This is a genomic window from Pseudomonas mandelii, from assembly GCF_006438925.1.
Taxonomy (GTDB): domain Bacteria; phylum Pseudomonadota; class Gammaproteobacteria; order Pseudomonadales; family Pseudomonadaceae; genus Aquipseudomonas; species Aquipseudomonas mandelii_C.
On record NZ_RCZA01000003.1, the window covers coordinates 1 to 16,470 of the forward strand.

Here is a 16,470-nt window from a genome sequence, read left to right on the forward strand (position 1 = left end):
TTTAGCAATCAGCTGGCTTTGCCGCAGCGTTTCGTCAACCTGGCCTTTGTTTTCCATGCTGGTCCACGCCCAGCTATTGCTGCTCTTGTCGTGGCTCTCCTGATGAGAATCCTTCACCGCCTCAAAGGTGATGGCTCCTCCACTGTCCAGCGTGATGTCCTTGCCGCTGTTGAGCTTCGCCACCTGATACCGCTGATCCCCACCGCTGACCAAGGTCAGGTTGCCCCCGGTGGTGATTTCACTGCCGATGTACTTCACATCGGTCACTTCGTCGTGTTGGGTTTTCTTCGCGCCGAAGGAGCCCTTCTTCTTCATGTCATACAGCGAGTAGTCGCTGTCTTGCGCCGCCAGCAGTTCGAGCTTGTCACCCGCCACCAGGTAGGCCTCATCCCCGGCGGTGATCTTGCTTGAGATCAGCGTCAAATCCTTGCCTGCATTCAGGGCAATGCTGCCCCCCGCAGTGACCGTCGTAGACACCTGACTGACATGATCCTCCTGACTGGCAACCTTCTTGCTCTTGCTGTACGAGTGCTGTTCATCCGCCGCCGAAGCCAGGGTCAAGTCGCCGACAGCGCTCATGCTCACATCGCGTTTGGCGTCGATCTGGCTGGCGATAGCGGTGATATCCCGTCCGGCGTTGACCTTCAGGTCCTGCCCGACNATCGCGTTTGGCGTCGATCTGGCTGGCGATAGCGGTGATATCCCGTCCGGCGTTGACCTTCAGGTCCTGCCCGACATCAATGTCTGAGCCATATTGGGTGATGGTCTGATTGCGGTGCAGACCGCGCTCGCCGCTGACGATCTGTTCGGCTGAAGTGAGGTTGACGTCACGACCGGCAGTGATCGTGGTATCGGCACCGCTTTTCAGCACGCCGCCAACGTTGTTGATATCGCGTCCGGCGTTGAGGGTGAGCGAGTTTCCGGCTTCGATGCGGGCGGCGTTGTCGACGAAGTCAGTGCGTTCGTTGCGATAGCCGCTGCCGCTTTCGTGAGTGGTGACGGTGCGTTCGTTGATCACGTCGCCCCGGGTGGCGGTGAGCGTGACGTCACGACCGGCGATGATGCCGCCGGCTTTGTTGACTATGTTGTTGCCGGCCTGCAGGTCGAGGCGATTGCCGGCTTCCACCAGGCCGCTGTTGACCAGGTCGTTGGTGGCGGTGGCCGACAGGTTGTTGGAGGCGCGCAAGGTGCCGGCGTTGTTCAGGTCTTTGCCGGCGATCAGGGTTACGTCGCTGCCCTGGATCAGGGCGCCGTTGGCAGCCAGGCGGTTGTTGGCGTTGGCCAGGTACAGCACTGGCACCAGCACTTGCTCGCCGTTCACTTCGGCGTTTTCCATCCAGACAATGTCGTGGGTCAGGGCCGCGACTTGCTCTGAGGTCAGGCTGACGCCCAGCGACAGGTTGAGCTCTGTTTTGCTGGCGATGGCGTTGTTCATCAGGTATCTGAACAAGCCTTCGTCGCTGGTCTGGCCATCGATGAAGCGCTGGCCGGTGCGAGCCACTACCGCTTGCTGAATCAGGCGTTGTTCATAAAGGCCATCGCCCAGGCGCTTGGCACTTTGGTCGGGGTCGTAACCCAGGTTCGACAACAGGTAATCCGAGCTCATGAATTGCTTGAGGTTGGTGAGGACCGGGTTGGTTTCGATCAGGTATTTCTGGGGTTTGGACTGGCCGCTGCTGGCCGGCACCCCTTGGACACGATTGACGGTAAAGGCTGTGGAACGACCAGGCAGTGTCGAGCCGGTTAAATTGGCCGTCGGTGTGCTGACGTCGATCGCGCTGGCACCGACGCCCACGTTCGACGCCTGATGATCCGCCGGGTTCAGGTCAACGCTGCTGGCCGAGGCCTGCGTGTTGCTGCCCAGTAGAATGTTCCGTGGCTGGACGCTGGGCAGCGATTGTTGACGCTGGGTCGGGGTGACGCTGCCGCCGCCCATGGTCCAGCTTTGCGGAGCGCTGGCCACTGGCATGCTGCTGTCTTGGCCGCTCAGGCGGAACAAACCGTTTTGCCCAGTGGGCAGGCTGAAGCCAGGCAAGGTCAGCGGGTTGACTTGCTGTTGGGCCAGGTTAGGCGGCAGTTGCTGGTTGACGGTGATGCGCGTGGAGAATTGGCTGCCCGAAGCGTTGGTGCCGGTGCGCGGACCACTGCCCACGTAGGTGTAGCCAGGGCGTACGACGCTGTTGTCGATGTTGTTCTGGGCGTTGATGTTGACCGCACCCGCAGCCTGGATCACGGCGGCGTAACTTTGGTCGCTGGGCGAGATTTTTGTGGTCGTGCCGAACTGAGGCAGCTCAGCTTCGGTCATGCCAATAAAGTTGGCCATTCCGGCCTCAAGACCGCCCAAATCGTTGGGGGTATAGCTGGCGCTTTCGTACCAGTACTGGTCGGTGAAATTACCGGCCGCGGTGTACAACCCGCCTGCGTTGCGGGTTCGTTCGGAGCGAAATACTCGGGTGGTCTCGGTTTCGCCAGTCTCGATGCCGCTGTTGGTCAGGTTGACCAGCGAAGCCGTCAGATTGCCGCCAGTGGCGATGGTGCTGCTCTGGTTCAGCAGGTCGCCACCAGTCAGGCTCAGGTTTCCACCGGCCGTGATGCTGGAGGCCGCGCTGGCAGCAGTGACCTCGAATTTATCGCGCTGCACGATCTCCCAGACATGGTTTTGCTTGCCGCCGCAGTCACCGGCATTGACCCCTTCGATACAGGTAATTTCGCCAATCCGGGCGGTGTAGATGCCCTGATTATTGGTGGTCAGTACCGCGCGGATGTTCTGAATTGTGCTCGCCGCCAGGCTCATGCTGCCGTCGCTTTGAATCGACGCCGAACTGTTGACGATGCTGTCGGCCTGGGCGCCTTGCCCATTACGGTCAATCGTGAGATTGCCCAGGCTGTAGATGTTGGCGTAGCTGTTGTTCAGCGCGTTGACCCGCAGGCTCATGTCACCGCCGCTGAAGATCAGCCCGCGATCATTGACCAGCGAGCCGGTGGTCACGGTCAGCGCTTGACCGCTGCCCAGCGTGCCCTGGTTGTAGATCCCCCCCGCGTTGACGGTCAGGTTAGTCGCCGAGGTCAGGCGACCGACATTGCTCAATTGCCCCCCCACCGACACCGAGGTGTCACCGCCGCCAGCGATTGTCGAAGCGGCGTTGAGGTTCACTTGCGCGGCACTCAGTCCGAGCGTCCCGAGGCTGCTGAGCCGGCCATTGCCCCAGTAGGTACCACCGAGGTTGAGGCTTAGCGTGCCGTCACTGGCGATCAGTCCGTCGTTGTACCAATTGCCGCCGGTGCCGACGAGGCTGGTGGAAGCGAGCAGTTGGCCGCTGGCGGTTTGGCTGAAGTTATTGACGTTGACGTTCAGGCGTCCGGCCTGGATGACGTTGCTGTTGGTCCAGCTATCGGCGTTGAGGGTCAGGCCGCCGCGGGTGACGATCGAACCACCGGCGCCCGTGACGTTGGCGGTGGAAATATCGAAGGTGCCGTTTCCCACGTGCAGCAAACTGCCGCCGCCGTTGAGGAAGCCGCCCACCGCCAGGGTCAGGTCGCTGTTGGCGCTTTCCAGGGTGCCGTTGCGGTTGTCGAACAGGCCACCGATCTGGAAGCTGGTTTTGCCACTGGTGCCAAGTGCACGCAGTTGACCGGTCTGGTTATCGAGGCTGGCCGCCTTGATCGATAAGGTGCTGTCGCTCTCGATGATGCCCAGACGGTTGTTCAACGCGCCGCTGAGGCTGAGGTCGATCTGTTGACCGGCGATCTGGCCATCGTTGTCGCCGCTGTTGTCAAAATTGTTGCCGGTGACGTTGACCTTGCCTTTGGCGTAGAGACCGCCGTTGCGGTTGTCGAAGTTGCCGGTGGCGATGATCGCGTCGCCGCTTTGCGCAGCGATACGCCCGCCGTAGTTGTCGATGCCGGCCAGAGCGGTCAGGTTCAGGCGCTGGGCCTGGGTGACGCCGCTGCGGCGGTTGTTGTTCAGGTCATAGCCGTTTTTCAGCACGCCGGTCAGGTTGGCCGTGAATGCTGCTTGCAGACCGGCGAGCACGCCGCCGCGGTTATCGAGGTTGCCGGCCTTGATGGACAGGTCACCGTCCTTGGCGACGATCCGACCGCTCTGGTTGTCGATATCGCCGCTGATGGTGAGGTTCAAAGCCCCTTGGCTTTGCAGGGTGCCCTTGGCGTTGGCGAGGCTGGCGGCCTGGATTTGCAGGTCGCCATTCTGGCTGTAGATCTGGCCGTCGGCGCTGTTCTGCAGCGTACCGCCCGTGGTGATGGTCAGTAGATCATTGGCCGCGATGGTGCCGAGATTGCGGTTGTCCAGGCCACCGGTAAGCAGGGTCATCAAGCCTTGGCTGGCGAGTTGGCCGCCCTGGTTATTGATTTGCGTGGTGCGCTGTACCAGTAGCGGGCCGGCGCTGGCCAATTTGCCGTTGGTGTTGGTCAAGGCGCCGAGCAGGTCGAGGGTGACGGCAGCGTTGCCGATCAGGTTGCCGCCGGTGTTATCCAGTGTCGTGCCAGTGAAACTGAGGTCCTGTTTTGCGTTGACCGAGCCGCCGGCATTACCCAGGGTCATGGCCTGCATGGCCAGGGTCGCGCCGCTGTCGATCAAGCCGCCCTGAGCGTTGTTGAGCAGACCGCTGAGGGTCAGGGTCTGGGCGCCACCACTGGAGAGGATGCCGCCATTGCTGTTGTCCAGGCTTGCCGCATTGACGCTCAGGGTTTTCTGGCTGACCAGCGCACCTTCGCCGCTGTTGAGAATCGCACCGCTGACGCTGACGACTACATCGGCGTCGTGACTCGACAGCGTGCCTTTGTTGCGATTGTCCAGGCTGTTGCTGGTGAGGTTCAGGCCCTGCCAGCCAGAGATCAGGCCGCCCTGGTTGAGTACCGTGTCGGCGTTGACCGTCAGCAGGTTGCTGCTGATCAGTTTGCCGCCGCTGTTATCCAGGGCGCGGGATGTCAGGTTGAGGCTCTGGCTGCTGGAGATTTCGCCGTTGCGGTTGTTCAGGTCGCGCAGGTGCTGGAGGCTCAGCAAGCCTGCGGTGGTGATCAGACCGCCGCTGTTGTTCAGGTCGCCGGTAACCGAGCCGAAGTCGATGGCAATCGCGCTGCCCAGCAAAGAACCGTTCTGGTTATTCAGGCCACTGCTGTTGATAGTCAGGTCGTCGGTGGCGTGGATCAGCCCCTGGTTCTGGTTATTCAGCAGCCCGTCGAGATTCAGATTGAGGTTGGCACGGCTGGTCAGCGTGCCACCGCTGTTGTCCAGGCTGGCGGCTTTGACGTCGAGTGCCGCGGCGGCGATCAGGCCTTTGAGGTTGGTCAGCGCCTGATCGATGCGCAGGGTCAGATTCTGATTGCTCAGCAGTTTGCCATTGCTGTTGTCCAGGCTGCGAGCGGCGAGCGTGAACGCCTCAGCGCTGGAGATTTCGCCGCCATCGTTGTTGATGTCGGTGAGGTTCTTGAGCATCAGCAATGGCGCGCTGATCAGGCCATTCTGGTTGTTCAACTGACCCTTGTTCAGATCCAGCACCAGGGACGTGTTGCTGAACAGTTGCCCGCCTTGCTGATCAAGGCCGGTGGCGCTGGCAGTCAGCGCACCGACACTGGCGATGCGACCGCCATCCTGGTTAGTCAGTTGGGTGGCCGTCAGGTCCAGGCTGGCCCCGCTCTTCAATCGACCGGTGTGGCTGTTATCCAGTGCGCCGGTGTTGACGATCACCGCGCCCTTGCCGCTGATGCTGCCGTTGTTGCGGTTATCCAGGCTCGCGCTTTTGAGTGAGATGCCGGCGTCAGTAACGATTTCGCCGCCCTGATTGAGTACCGCGCCGCTGGTGGTCAACGTCAGCGGCCCCGCAGCGGAAATGCTGCCCAGGGTGTTGGTCAGGCTGGCGGCCGTGACCCCGAGCGTCCCTTCAGCGCTGAGCAGGCCCTGGCTATTGTTCAGGTCACCCGTGAGATCGAGCGACAGGTTTTTCTGACTCAACACAGAGCCGTCACTGTTGTCGAGATCGCGGCCGGTCAGAGTCAGATCGGCCTTGCCCGAGAGCAGGCCCTTGGCGCGGTTGATCACCTGATTAACCGTCAGCGCCAGTGCGCCTTCGGCGAATACCTGGCCGCCATCACTGTTGTCCAGACGGTTGCCCACCAGGGTCACATCTGACTTGCTCGACAATTCGCCACCGCGGTTGTCGACCGATTCCACGTTCAGCTGCAGGGCGTTGGTCGCACCGACCAAGCCGCCAAACCGGTTATCGAGGTTGATGCCCGTCAGAGTGAGCCCACCGGTTGCGATCAACTGACCGCCCTGGTTGCTCAGGGTCGCGACGCTGGCCGTGACATCGGTTTTACCGGCGATCTGGCCACGGGTGTTGTCCAGGCTATCGGCGCTGATGTGCACGTCACCGTCAGCGATGAACGTGCCGTCTTGATTGACGAGTTGACTGTCTACCGTCATCCCGAGGGTGCCGCGACTGCTGATCAAGCCGCCAGTGTTGTCCAGACGGGCGCTATGCACCTCCAGGGTCTGCGCGGCAATCAGGCCCTTGATGCTGGCGAGCAGTTGATCGATGTGCAGCGTCAAACCTTGAGTGCTGATCAATTTGCCGTTGCTGTTATCCAGGTTCTGCGCGGCCAGTGTGAAGGCCTGAGCGCTGGAGATTTCACCGTTCTGGTTGTTGACGTCCTTGAGGTTTTTCAACATCAGCAACGGCGCGTTGATCAGCCCGTTCTGGTTGTTCAGTTGGCCCTGATTCAAGTCCAGGCTCAGGGCGGTTTTGCTGAACAGCTGACCGCCCTGCTGATCGAAACCGGTGACACTGGCGGTCAGGGCCTTGTCGCTGGCGATTCGGCTGGCAACACCGTTGCTGACTTGGGTCGCGGTCAGGTCGAGGGTATCGCCGCTGATCAATTGGCCGCCCTGAGTGTTGTCGAACGTACCGGTGGTGACACTGGTCGCGTTCTTGCCACTGATCAGGCCATTCTGGCGGTTGATCAGGCTTGCGCTTTTGAGGGTCAGGCCGCTGTCGGTGGTGATTGAACCGCCCTGATTGTTCAGCGCTCCCTTTGTCGTCAGCGCCAGCGCTCCGGCGCTCGACACGCTGCCGCGGGTGCTGTCGAGACTGGCCGCGTTGACCGTCAGCATCCCTTCACTGCTGATCAGGCCTTCGATGTTGCTCAAGGCTTGGTCGAGGCGGATATCCAACCCAAGCTGAGTGACAAGACTGCCACCGCTGTTGTCCAGGCTCTGGCCCGTCACCGTGGTGGCGCCCTTGCCGAACAACAGTCCCTGGGTTCGGTTGATGATTTGCGCGACTTTCAGGCCCAGTTCGGTGCCGGCCAGGATCTTGCCGTTGTCACTGTTGTTCAGGCTTTGGCCTTCGATGGCCACATCAACGGCGCTGGAGATTTCGCCGCCGCGATTGTCCACCTCATCGACGTTGAGTTTCAGCGCTTTTGTCGCGCCTACCAGACCGCCGTTGCGGTTATCGAGCCCTTTGCCATTGAGGGTCAACATCCCTTGGGCGACCAGTTCGCCGCCCTGGTTGGTGAACTGCGCAACCTTGGCCGTCAGATCGGTTTTGCTGGAGATACGACCGCTGCTGTTGTCGACGCTGGCGGCCTCCAGTTGCACCGGACCCGCCGCGCTGAGCAAGCCGCCGCGGTTATCCAGATGAGTGCCGTCGAAGTTGATGGCCGCCTGGCTGTTGAGCAGACCTTGCTGCCGGTTATCGAGTTGTCCGACGGTCAGTTGCAGGTCTTTGCCAGCGCGTACTTTGCCGGTGCGGTTGTCCAGCGAATCGCTGCGCAGGGTCAGTCGATCCTTGCCGATCAGGTTGCCATTGCGGTTGTCGAGGCTACCGACCTGAAGGTCGACCACGCCTTTGGCGTTCAGGTCGCCATTCTGGTTGTCGAACAGGCCATTGATACGTGCGCTGAGACTGCCATCGCTGACCAGGCTGCCGTCATGGCTGTTATCCAGGCTGGCGGCGCTGATGCTCACGCTCTGGCCGGAACCCAGCACACCGTTCTGGTTATTCAGAGCACCGATCAAACCGATGTTCAGTGCAACGTCGCCCGTTACCTGACCATCACTGTTGTCCAGCGTCGTGGCGGTGACGGTGGTGTTGCCTGCGCTGGAGACTTCGCCATCGTGGTTGTTCAGGTGGCCAAGATTCGCCGTGAGGTTGCCGTTGCTGGTGATTACCCCTTTAGTGTTGAGCACCTGCGTGGCTTTCAGCTCCAATGCACCGCTGCCGAGCACCCGGCCAGTGTTCCGGTTGTCCAGGGTAGTGGCAGTGATGCTGGTTTTTTGCTGCCCGCTTAAGGTGCCGCCCTGGTTATTCAACGTCTGTGCGGTATTGACCGTCAGGTTGCGGCTGGCCACCACGCTCTTGCCGGTGTTGTTGAAGTTCTGCGCACTCAGGCTCACATCGCCGTTGGCGTTGCGGCTGGTGTCGGCGTTGACCCCGGCTTCAATGATGCCGTTGTTGGTCAGTACACCGCCGGCGCTAAGGGTGATGCTGTCCCGGGCCGCGAGGGTTTGCTGGTTGGTCAGGTTGCCCTGGGTTTGTACGTTGACGGCGGTGCCGGCGTAGACCGGGCCGCTAGCATCAAGGCTGGTCGCTTTGACATTCACCGCGCCCGCCGCAGAAGTCTGCGCAAGGCTCAGATGACCGTTGGCATCGAGCTGGATATCTCCACCACTAGCCGCCAGGTTGCCGTCGAGCTTCACCCCGACGCCGGCTTCGGTGCCCACCAGTTTGATCGCCCCGGCGTACATCCCGCCCAGCGCCGACGAGTCGATAGCCAATTGCGGTTTGGCACTGCCGTCATCGGCGCGCGCGGTAGCGTTGAGCGTCTGTGCGTTGACGTCGTTGCGACCGGCCACAATCGTCAGGTTCTTCGCCTGAATCTCGGCGTTGATCTTCGCGCTGCGGGTGATGATTTCGAAGCTGTCGACGTTGTTGGCATTCAATCCGGCGCCGTCGATGGAGACGCTGCCCTGATCCACCTGAAAGCGATCCAGTCGACCGTTGTCCAGCACCGGCTTGCCGGTGGTCAGCGTCACGCGCGGCGTATTGATGAAGCCGCAACCGTTGCAGCTGATGCCATAAGGGTTGGCAACGATGACGCGGGCTGACTGCCCCGCCACTTCGGTGTAACCGCGCAACTGGCTCGGGCTGCCGCCGATCACTTCGTTGAGGATGGTCTGCGCGGCGACCCGGTTGGTGAGATTGGGGTTGCCGACGATGATGCCGCCCAATTGTGTCGCACCGGTCTGCGCAGCGACGTTGTTGAGGATCACGCCCTGGGTGCCGACGTTGTAATCGTGGAACTGGTTATGCGACAACCCGGTGCCATTCGGCGTGGCGATATTGACGATCGGCACCCCGTTGCCCGCCTGACCGAGACTGGTGCCCGGCGTGGCTACCACAATCCCGTCAGCCTGGGCCCACATTGGCTGCCAGAACATGACGTTGGCCAACAGGAACGCCAGTCCGCGCTTGGGCATGCCCCAGAAGTGTTCTCGGACTTTCAGGTCCGCAGAAGGCTGGCGCGCGAGGAAGGCGTGATGGCGAACGTCCATGATTTGTATCTCGCTAGAGCAGAATTTAGAGGAAGAAATCCACGCGGAAATAGATCGGCGCTTCGCGCTCGCTCAGTGCGTCTGGACGTTCCAGGGAATGAGCGAAGGTCACGCTGGCGGCCAGGTGCTGACCGCGTGCAAACAGCTCCACCGAGTTGCTGGACATGCGCCCGTGCTGATCGCCGTTGTAGCGGTCACCACGAATCACGCCCTGGTCGTAGCCGAGGCTGGTGCCGTATTCGGCGAACGCCGGGCGCAGCCATTCCAGGGTCACCGGACGGCTCCAGCGCAGGTCGTTGCGCCAGTAGCCGCCGCTGTCGCCGGACAAGGATTGATCCTTGTAACCGCGGATCGACGATTGCCCGCCGAGGCTGGTGCGCTGCGGGCTGAACAGCACGTCTTCGCTGCGCTGGCCAGTCATCAGGCTGCTGAAACTGAAGGACTCGCCCCACAGCTTGAACGGCTGCAGGTAGCTCGCGGTCGCGGTGTATTTGCGGTAACGCGCATCCGGTTCACCGGGGCCCGGGTGACCGTTGCCCTGCGCATCAAACGCACCGATGCCTTGCTGCATGCCTAGGTCAATGTTGACGAACGCGCTGCCGATTCGCCGACCGTGGTTGATGCCGAACTGCGCTTCGCTGATGCGGTTGCTGCTCAGCTTGAGCTTGCTGTCTTCGATGAAGTTGTTGGTGCGCAGGTAAGAGAGACCGGTGCTGAGGGAAGTCTTGCTCACGGCATCGCGATGGATCACCCGCTCGGCACGTAGCTGATGGTTTTCACTGTCGCCGGTCTGCTTGAAATTGAAACCGTTGGCCTGCGCTTGCGAGCGGTACTCGCTCTGGCTGTAGGTGTAACTGAAGTTCCACCAGCCCCACGGCAGGTTGTAATAGAGCATCGCGTTGTTGGAGGTGTGCTGGTGATCGGTCATCGCATCGTGACCACCGCGCAGCATCAACTGATCCGCCAAACCCAGCGGGCTGTCCCAATCAAATGTCGTGCCCCACTGCTGCTCGCCGGTGCTGCGCTGGCCGTCGTTGCTGCGGGACAACCCGGCACGCCAGGGCTTTTGCGGGGTGTTCTTGACCAGCACTTCACTGCCGCCGACGTTCTTGCCCGGCGCCAACTCCATCTGCGCCTGATTCGATGGCAAACGGTTGAGCTGATCGACCAGTTGCTCGATTTCCCGCAGGTTGACCAACTCGCCAGTCTTGCCGGGAAAAGCCATGCCCAACTCGCGCTCCGACAGCTTGCTGCCCTGCGCGCCTTTCAACCCTTCGAGCTTGCCTTCGACCACCAGCACCTTTAGATGCCCGCCGGACAAATCCTGCTGCGGCAAGTAGGCGCGGCTGGTGACCAGGCCTTTTTCGATGTAGTGGTCGGTGATGACTTTCAACAGTTCATTGAGCTGGGTAACGCCCAAGCACTGGCCGATGTAAGGCTTGAGCAGACGACTTTTTTCGCTCTCGGAAAGACTGTCGGCGCCTTTGAGTTCGATGTCCTTGATGGGGAAGCAACGCGTGTCGGCCGGGGCCGCCGGTTGCGTGGGTTTGACTTCCTTGCCGGGTAACTCCTTGAGCTCTTCGAGACGCCGACGCTGCTCTTCAAGCAGACGATCCTGGCGTTCGCGGATCAGGTCGGTTTCACCGGGGGTGGGGGCGGCGTGAGCAAGATTTAGCGGAGAAAGGCACAGCAAAGCCAGGCACAACCTCGCCACGAGGGCGGGTGGATACATGTTCGATCCCTCGAATGGAGACTGATAGCACAATAGTGGCGCAATACTAAATGGCCACTATTCTGGCGTCAATAAATGATTGGATCCATAAAGCGTAATCGACGAGCGAAAACACCTAAACCGGACGGTTCCGGCGCAACAGCGGGAAATGTCTTGAAGTGATGTCGAAAACGTCTGGAAGAGGTAGGACGTTTCCGAGGACCGTTCTATGGGGCTGATCACGAGTGAACTTTCACAACCTCGCGGCCTCAACCGATTAACCGCCCGACACGGAACCGAGGCCCACCCCAATGAAAACCCTGCTGAAACTCACCCTCGCCGCCACCCTCGCCTGCGCCCTTCCCGCTTGGGCCTGCACACCCGAGGAAGCCACCGCCAAGCGCGAACAATTGGCCAAGGAAGTGACCAAGCTCACCGAGCAGAACCCAGCCAAAGCCAAGGAGATCAACGCCGAGTTGCAGAAGATGGATTTGGGAACAGCCAGCAAGGATCTGCCGGACAAGTGCCAGTTGATCGATCAGCGATTGAAGGAGCTGGATTCCGCGGAGAAGAAAACCGAGGGCTGATCCGGCTCAGGAATCCCAGGCATAAAAAAACCGGACCTGGGTCCGGTTTTTTTTATGGGTCGCTAGAACTGCTTATTCAGCAGCCGGCGCTTCCGGCTTGCGGCGCTTGAGCGGTGCCATGCCGTCCTTGCTGACCAGCGACAGGGCGTCGGTCTTCGGGCGGTTGGCGATTTTGCGTTTGGTCGGGGCCTTGGCGCCGGTTTTCTTCTTGTCGCCTTTGGCGTCGACCTTTTTCTTCTTCACGCCAACGGCTTTGCCAGAGGCCTTGACCTTTTTCGGTCCACCGTAGGTGCCTTTGACTTCCTTGATGGTGCGGCGCTCGAAGCTCTGCTTGAGGTAGCGCTCGACGCTTGACATCAGGTTCCAGTCGCCGTGGCAGATCAGCGAGATGGCCAGGCCATCGTTGCCGGCGCGACCGGTACGACCGATGCGGTGAACGTATTCGTCGCCGCTGCGCGGCATGTCGAAGTTGATCACCAGGTCCAGGCCTTCCACGTCGAGGCCGCGAGCGGCGACGTCGGTGGCGACGAGGATTTTCACGCCGCCCTGCTTCAGGCGGTCGATGGCCAGCTTGCGATCCTTCTGGTCTTTGTCACCGTGCAGGACGAACGCTTTGTATTCCTGCGCCACCAGGCGACCGTAGATACGGTCGGCCATGGCCCGGGTGTTGGTGAACACGATGGCCTTCTGGTAGGTCTCGTTGGCCAACAGCCAGTTCACGATCTGTTCTTTGTGCTGGTTGTGGTCAGCGGTGATGATCTGCTGACGGGTGGTCGCATTCAGATCGCTGACGTTGTTGAGCTGCAGGTGCTCAGGGTTGTTCAGTACCTTGGCGACCATCTCGCGCAGGCCCGAACCACCGGTGGTGGCGGAGAACAGCATGGTCTGCTGGCGGTTGGTGCACTCTTCCACCAGACGCTGGACGTCTTCGGCAAAGCCCATGTCGAGCATGCGGTCGGCTTCGTCGAGGACCAGTACTTCGACTTCCTTGAGGTCGAGGTTACCGGCGTTCAGTTGCTCGATCATCCGGCCCGGCGTACCGATCAGGATATCCGGCACCTTGCGCAGCATGGCAGCCTGGACCTTGAAGTCTTCACCGCCGGTAATCAGGCCGGACTTGATGAAGGTGAACTGAGCGAAACGCTCAACTTCCTTGATGGTCTGCTGGGCCAGCTCGCGGGTTGGCAACAGGATCAGGGTCTTGATGCTGACGCGGACTTTAGCCGGGCCGATCAGACGGTTGAGGATCGGCAAAACGAATGCAGCGGTTTTGCCGCTACCGGTTTGCGCTGTCACCCGCAGGTCACGCCCTTGGAGCGCCAGCGGAATAGCCGCTGCTTGCACAGGCGTTGGCTCGACAAATTTAAGCTCGGCCACGGCTTTGAGCAGGCGTTCGTGCAGGGCGAATTGGGAAAACACGGGTGCTACCTCGAAGAAATACAAAAAAACAGCTGCATAGGGTAACGGTTTCGAGCGCTAAGGCCGAGTTTCTTTATACAAACGGCGCTAAACAGTGGTTTTTTTGTGGCGTCTTTTGTCCTCAAACGTCATCCAAAGCGTCTTAAATGCTCTAATCGCCCCGTCGCGTCCTACAGAAGAACCGTTTTTGCCCATGGATATCAAACAGCTCTGGCTCAACGTCCAAGACCTTTGGGGTGCCCTTGATCAGCACCCACTCCTGCATTCCAGCCTGGCTTTGGTGGTATTGCTGGTGGTTGCGCTGGTCCTCGGACGAGTGGCGCGCTACCTCATTCTGCATGCGACCAAATTGCTCGGTCGCCAGCCCGCGTTGCACTGGGTCAACGACTTGCGGCACAACAAGGTGTTTCATCGCCTGGCACAGATGACCCCGTCGCTGGTGATCCAGTTCGGCCTGTATCTGGTGCCGGAGCTGGGTAAGACCAGTCTGATTTTCCTCGGAAACGTCGCGCTGGCATTTACCATTCTGTTTTTGCTGTTGGCGATCAGTGCCCTGCTCAGCGCCCTGCTCGACATCTACGCACGCACCGAACATGCCCGTACCCGCTCGATCAAAGGCTACATACAACTGGCGAAAATGGTCTTGTACGTGTTTGGCGCGATCATCATCGTCGCCACGCTGATCGACCGTTCGCCGCTATTGCTGCTGTCAGGGCTGGGCGCCATGTCGGCGGTGATTCTGTTGGTCTACAAAGACACCTTACTGTCGTTCGTCGCCAGCGTGCAGCTGACCAGCAACGACATGCTGCGGGTTGGCGACTGGATTGAGATGCCGCAAGTCGGTGCCGACGGAGACGTGGTCGACATCACGCTACACACGGTCAAGGTGCAGAATTTCGACAAGACCATCGTTTCGATTCCAACCTGGCGCCTGATGTCCGAGTCGTTCAAGAACTGGCGCGGGATGCAGCAGTCCGGCGGCCGACGGATCAAGCGCAGCCTGTTCATCGACGCCAGTGGCGTGCGGTTTGTGCGCGATGACGAAGAGCTGAAACTTTCTCAGGTTCACCTGCTGACCGACTACATCAGTCGCAAGCAGGCTGAACTCAAGGCCTGGAACGAAGCTCAGGGCAATGTGGCGGCGATGTCGGCCAACCGTCGACGGATGACCAATATCGGGACTTTCCGCGCCTATGCATTGGCGTACCTGAAGAGTCACTCGGAAATCCAGCCGAACATGACCTGTATGGTTCGCCAGATGCAGACCACCGCTCAGGGCATTCCGCTGGAGATCTACTGCTTCACCCGCACCACCGTGTGGGCGGATTACGAGCGGATTCAGGGGGATATTTTCGATTACTTGCTGGCGGTGTTGCCGGAGTTTGGCTTGAGCCTTTATCAGCAGCCCAGTGGCGGGGATTTAAGGGCGGGGTTATTGCCTGCGGTGTTGGGTGCGAGCCACATACCCGAACCCGAAAAACACGTCATGTAACCCCACAATCCCCGTGTAGGAGCTGCCGAAGGCTGCGATCTTTTGATCTTGATTTTAAGAACAACATCAAAAGATCGCAGCCTTCGGCAGCTCCTACAGGGATTTTGCGTCCTACCCAAACAGCCGGCGCACCTGAACGGGATCGGAATTACCGCTTTGGTCAAGCGCAAGGAAGTATTTGAGCTGCCATTGCTGCGTCTTCACCGCTTGTTTGGCGACGGGTCTGGACCATGGCGGATAGACACGAATCGCCCGCTTGCCACCTTCGCCATCAATCGACATGACACCCTTGGCGGCGAGTATCTTCTGATCAAACACAAACTGCCCGCGATGGGTTTCATCAGCAACGCTCACCACCACAAAGGCGACGCCATCGCCGGTGTCGAGCGGCGCAATCTCGCTGGCAGGCGTTGGCCGCTTCCAGAGCGTGACGAATTGGCCAATCTTGGTCGGCGTGGTTTTCGCCACTCGGAAGACAATCACCTGGCCATCGAGGCCGAAGCGGCAGGCGCCGTAGTCGGCACTCTCCTCCTCGCGCCAAGCATCATCCGTTAACGTCATGCCTGCGGGTTTGTAGATCTGCTCGATGGCGGCGACCAGGTCCGTCATGGCCGTTCCCGCAACGGCAGCACTTCTCGCCTGACGCCCAACCGACTGATCCACACCGCCAGCAAAATCACCGACCCGCCGAGGAACAACCGCCCCAGCTCTTCATGCTGATTCCAGATCAGCAGATTGATCAGCAACCCCACCGGCACATGCAGGTTGTTCATCACCGCGAGCGTCCCGCCATTCACCAGGCACGCGCCCTTGTTCCACCAGTACAACCCGAGCGCAGTCGAGACCAGCCCGAGGAACACCAGCACGCCCCATTGCAGAGGCGCTTCGGGCAGGAAGTTCTGTTTGCCAAACAACAGAAACGCCGGCAACGCCACCGCCAATGCCCCCAGGTAGAAGTAACCAAAGCGCCGGTAATGCGGCAAATCGCTCGGATGGCGGGCCACCAGATGCTTATAGAGCACCTGCCCGGCGGCGTAGGTGAAGTTGGCCAGTTGCAGCAGCAGGAAGCCCATGAAGAAATCGGGGTTGATCCGGTCGTAGCGAATCACCGCCGCGCCCATCACCGCCACCAGTGCCGCGACCAATGCCCACGGATTGAAGCGCCGGTTCAAAGCATCTTCAATCAAGGTCACATGCAACGGTGTGAGGATGGTGAACAGCAACACCTCTGGCACCGTCAAAACCCGAAAGCTCAGGTACAGGCAGACGTAGGTCACGCCGAACTGCAACGCGCCGATCAGCAGCATGCCGCGCATGAACGCCGGTTCAACCGAACGCCAGCGGGTCAACGGAATGAACACCAGCCCCGCCAGTACCACTCGCACCAGCACCGCAAAGTAACTGTCGACATGACCCGCCAGGTACTCGCCGATCAAACTGAAGGAAAACGCCTGAATCAGCGTGACAAAAAGTAGATAGCCCATGCTCGCCTCGTGTCGAATGGCGGCGACGATAGCGGTTTTTGCCAGCCATCGCGACCTGTCAGGCAACACAACCCCCTGTGGGAGCGAGCCTGCTCGCGATGACGGCGTTACATTCAACATTGATGTTGGCTGACACACCACAATCGCGAGCAGGCTCGCTCCCACAGGGGGTGTGTGCTCATTCACTAAATCGCAGGCAAAAA

Annotated in this window: 8 protein-coding genes; 2 read left to right on the forward strand and 6 right to left on the reverse strand. The window is 60.2% G+C overall.

What is annotated here, in order from left to right; translation table 11 throughout:
• The 3 genes from EAH74_RS33785 to EAH74_RS07060 all read right to left on the reverse strand — a co-directional run.
• Positions 1 to 648: hemagglutinin repeat-containing protein (locus EAH74_RS33785; protein ID WP_430539759.1), on the reverse strand; the 648-nt coding region annotated here is incomplete at its 3' end.
• Positions 536 to 9,574, reverse strand: a complete 9,039-nt coding sequence (locus tag EAH74_RS07055; protein ID WP_430539732.1) for a filamentous hemagglutinin N-terminal domain-containing protein — start codon at positions 9,572 to 9,574, stop codon at positions 536 to 538. The genes EAH74_RS07055 and EAH74_RS33785, both read right to left, overlap by 113 nt.
• Positions 9,575 to 9,599: 25 nt before the next feature.
• Positions 9,600 to 11,306 (reverse strand): ShlB/FhaC/HecB family hemolysin secretion/activation protein, encoded by a 1,707-nt coding sequence (locus tag EAH74_RS07060; protein WP_140677297.1) that lies wholly within the window; start codon positions 11,304 to 11,306, stop codon positions 9,600 to 9,602.
• 290 nt (positions 11,307 to 11,596) lie between these two features.
• Here EAH74_RS07060 and EAH74_RS07065 point away from each other — a divergent pair, with 290 nt between their 5' ends.
• Entirely contained in the window at positions 11,597 to 11,872 is a 276-nt protein-coding gene (locus EAH74_RS07065) for a hypothetical protein (RefSeq protein ID WP_140677298.1), read from the forward strand.
• A gap of 72 nt (positions 11,873 to 11,944) precedes the next feature.
• Here EAH74_RS07065 and EAH74_RS07070 read toward each other — a convergent pair whose 3' ends face one another.
• Positions 11,945 to 13,291, reverse strand: coding sequence for a DEAD/DEAH box helicase (locus tag EAH74_RS07070; RefSeq protein ID WP_008153197.1), 1,347 nt, complete (start codon positions 13,289 to 13,291; stop codon positions 11,945 to 11,947).
• A gap of 193 nt (positions 13,292 to 13,484) precedes the next feature.
• Here EAH74_RS07070 and EAH74_RS07075 point away from each other — a divergent pair, with 193 nt between their 5' ends.
• Positions 13,485 to 14,783, forward strand: coding sequence for a mechanosensitive ion channel family protein (locus tag EAH74_RS07075; RefSeq protein WP_140677299.1), 1,299 nt, complete (start codon positions 13,485 to 13,487; stop codon positions 14,781 to 14,783).
• Between the two features lie 111 nt (positions 14,784 to 14,894).
• Here the strand turns inward: EAH74_RS07075 and EAH74_RS07080 are convergent, their stop codons facing one another.
• Both EAH74_RS07080 and EAH74_RS07085 read right to left on the reverse strand, forming a co-directional pair.
• Positions 14,895 to 15,392 (reverse strand): MepB family protein, encoded by a 498-nt coding sequence (locus EAH74_RS07080; RefSeq protein WP_140677300.1) that lies wholly within the window; start codon positions 15,390 to 15,392, stop codon positions 14,895 to 14,897.
• Complete coding sequence (locus tag EAH74_RS07085) at positions 15,389 to 16,267, reverse strand: carboxylate/amino acid/amine transporter (protein WP_140677301.1); 879 nt, start codon at positions 16,265 to 16,267, stop codon at positions 15,389 to 15,391. The genes EAH74_RS07080 and EAH74_RS07085 overlap by 4 nt, the downstream gene beginning before the upstream one ends.
• Between the last annotated feature and the right edge of the window lie 203 nt (positions 16,268 to 16,470).

What these genes read in the sequence shown, in the direction of transcription:
- EAH74_RS07060 (WP_140677297.1), bottom strand. Translation starts at nt 11,306, where the DNA reads ATGTATCCACCCGCCCTCGTGGCGAGGTTGTGCCTGGCTTTGCTGTGC.
- EAH74_RS07065 (WP_140677298.1), top strand. Translation starts at nt 11,597, where the DNA reads ATGAAAACCCTGCTGAAACTCACCCTCGCCGCCACCCTCGCCTGCGCC.
- EAH74_RS07075 (WP_140677299.1), top strand. Translation starts at nt 13,485, where the DNA reads ATGGATATCAAACAGCTCTGGCTCAACGTCCAAGACCTTTGGGGTGCC.
- EAH74_RS07080 (WP_140677300.1), bottom strand. Translation starts at nt 15,392, where the DNA reads ATGACGGACCTGGTCGCCGCCATCGAGCAGATCTACAAACCCGCAGGC.
- EAH74_RS07085 (WP_140677301.1), bottom strand. Translation starts at nt 16,267, where the DNA reads ATGGGCTATCTACTTTTTGTCACGCTGATTCAGGCGTTTTCCTTCAGT.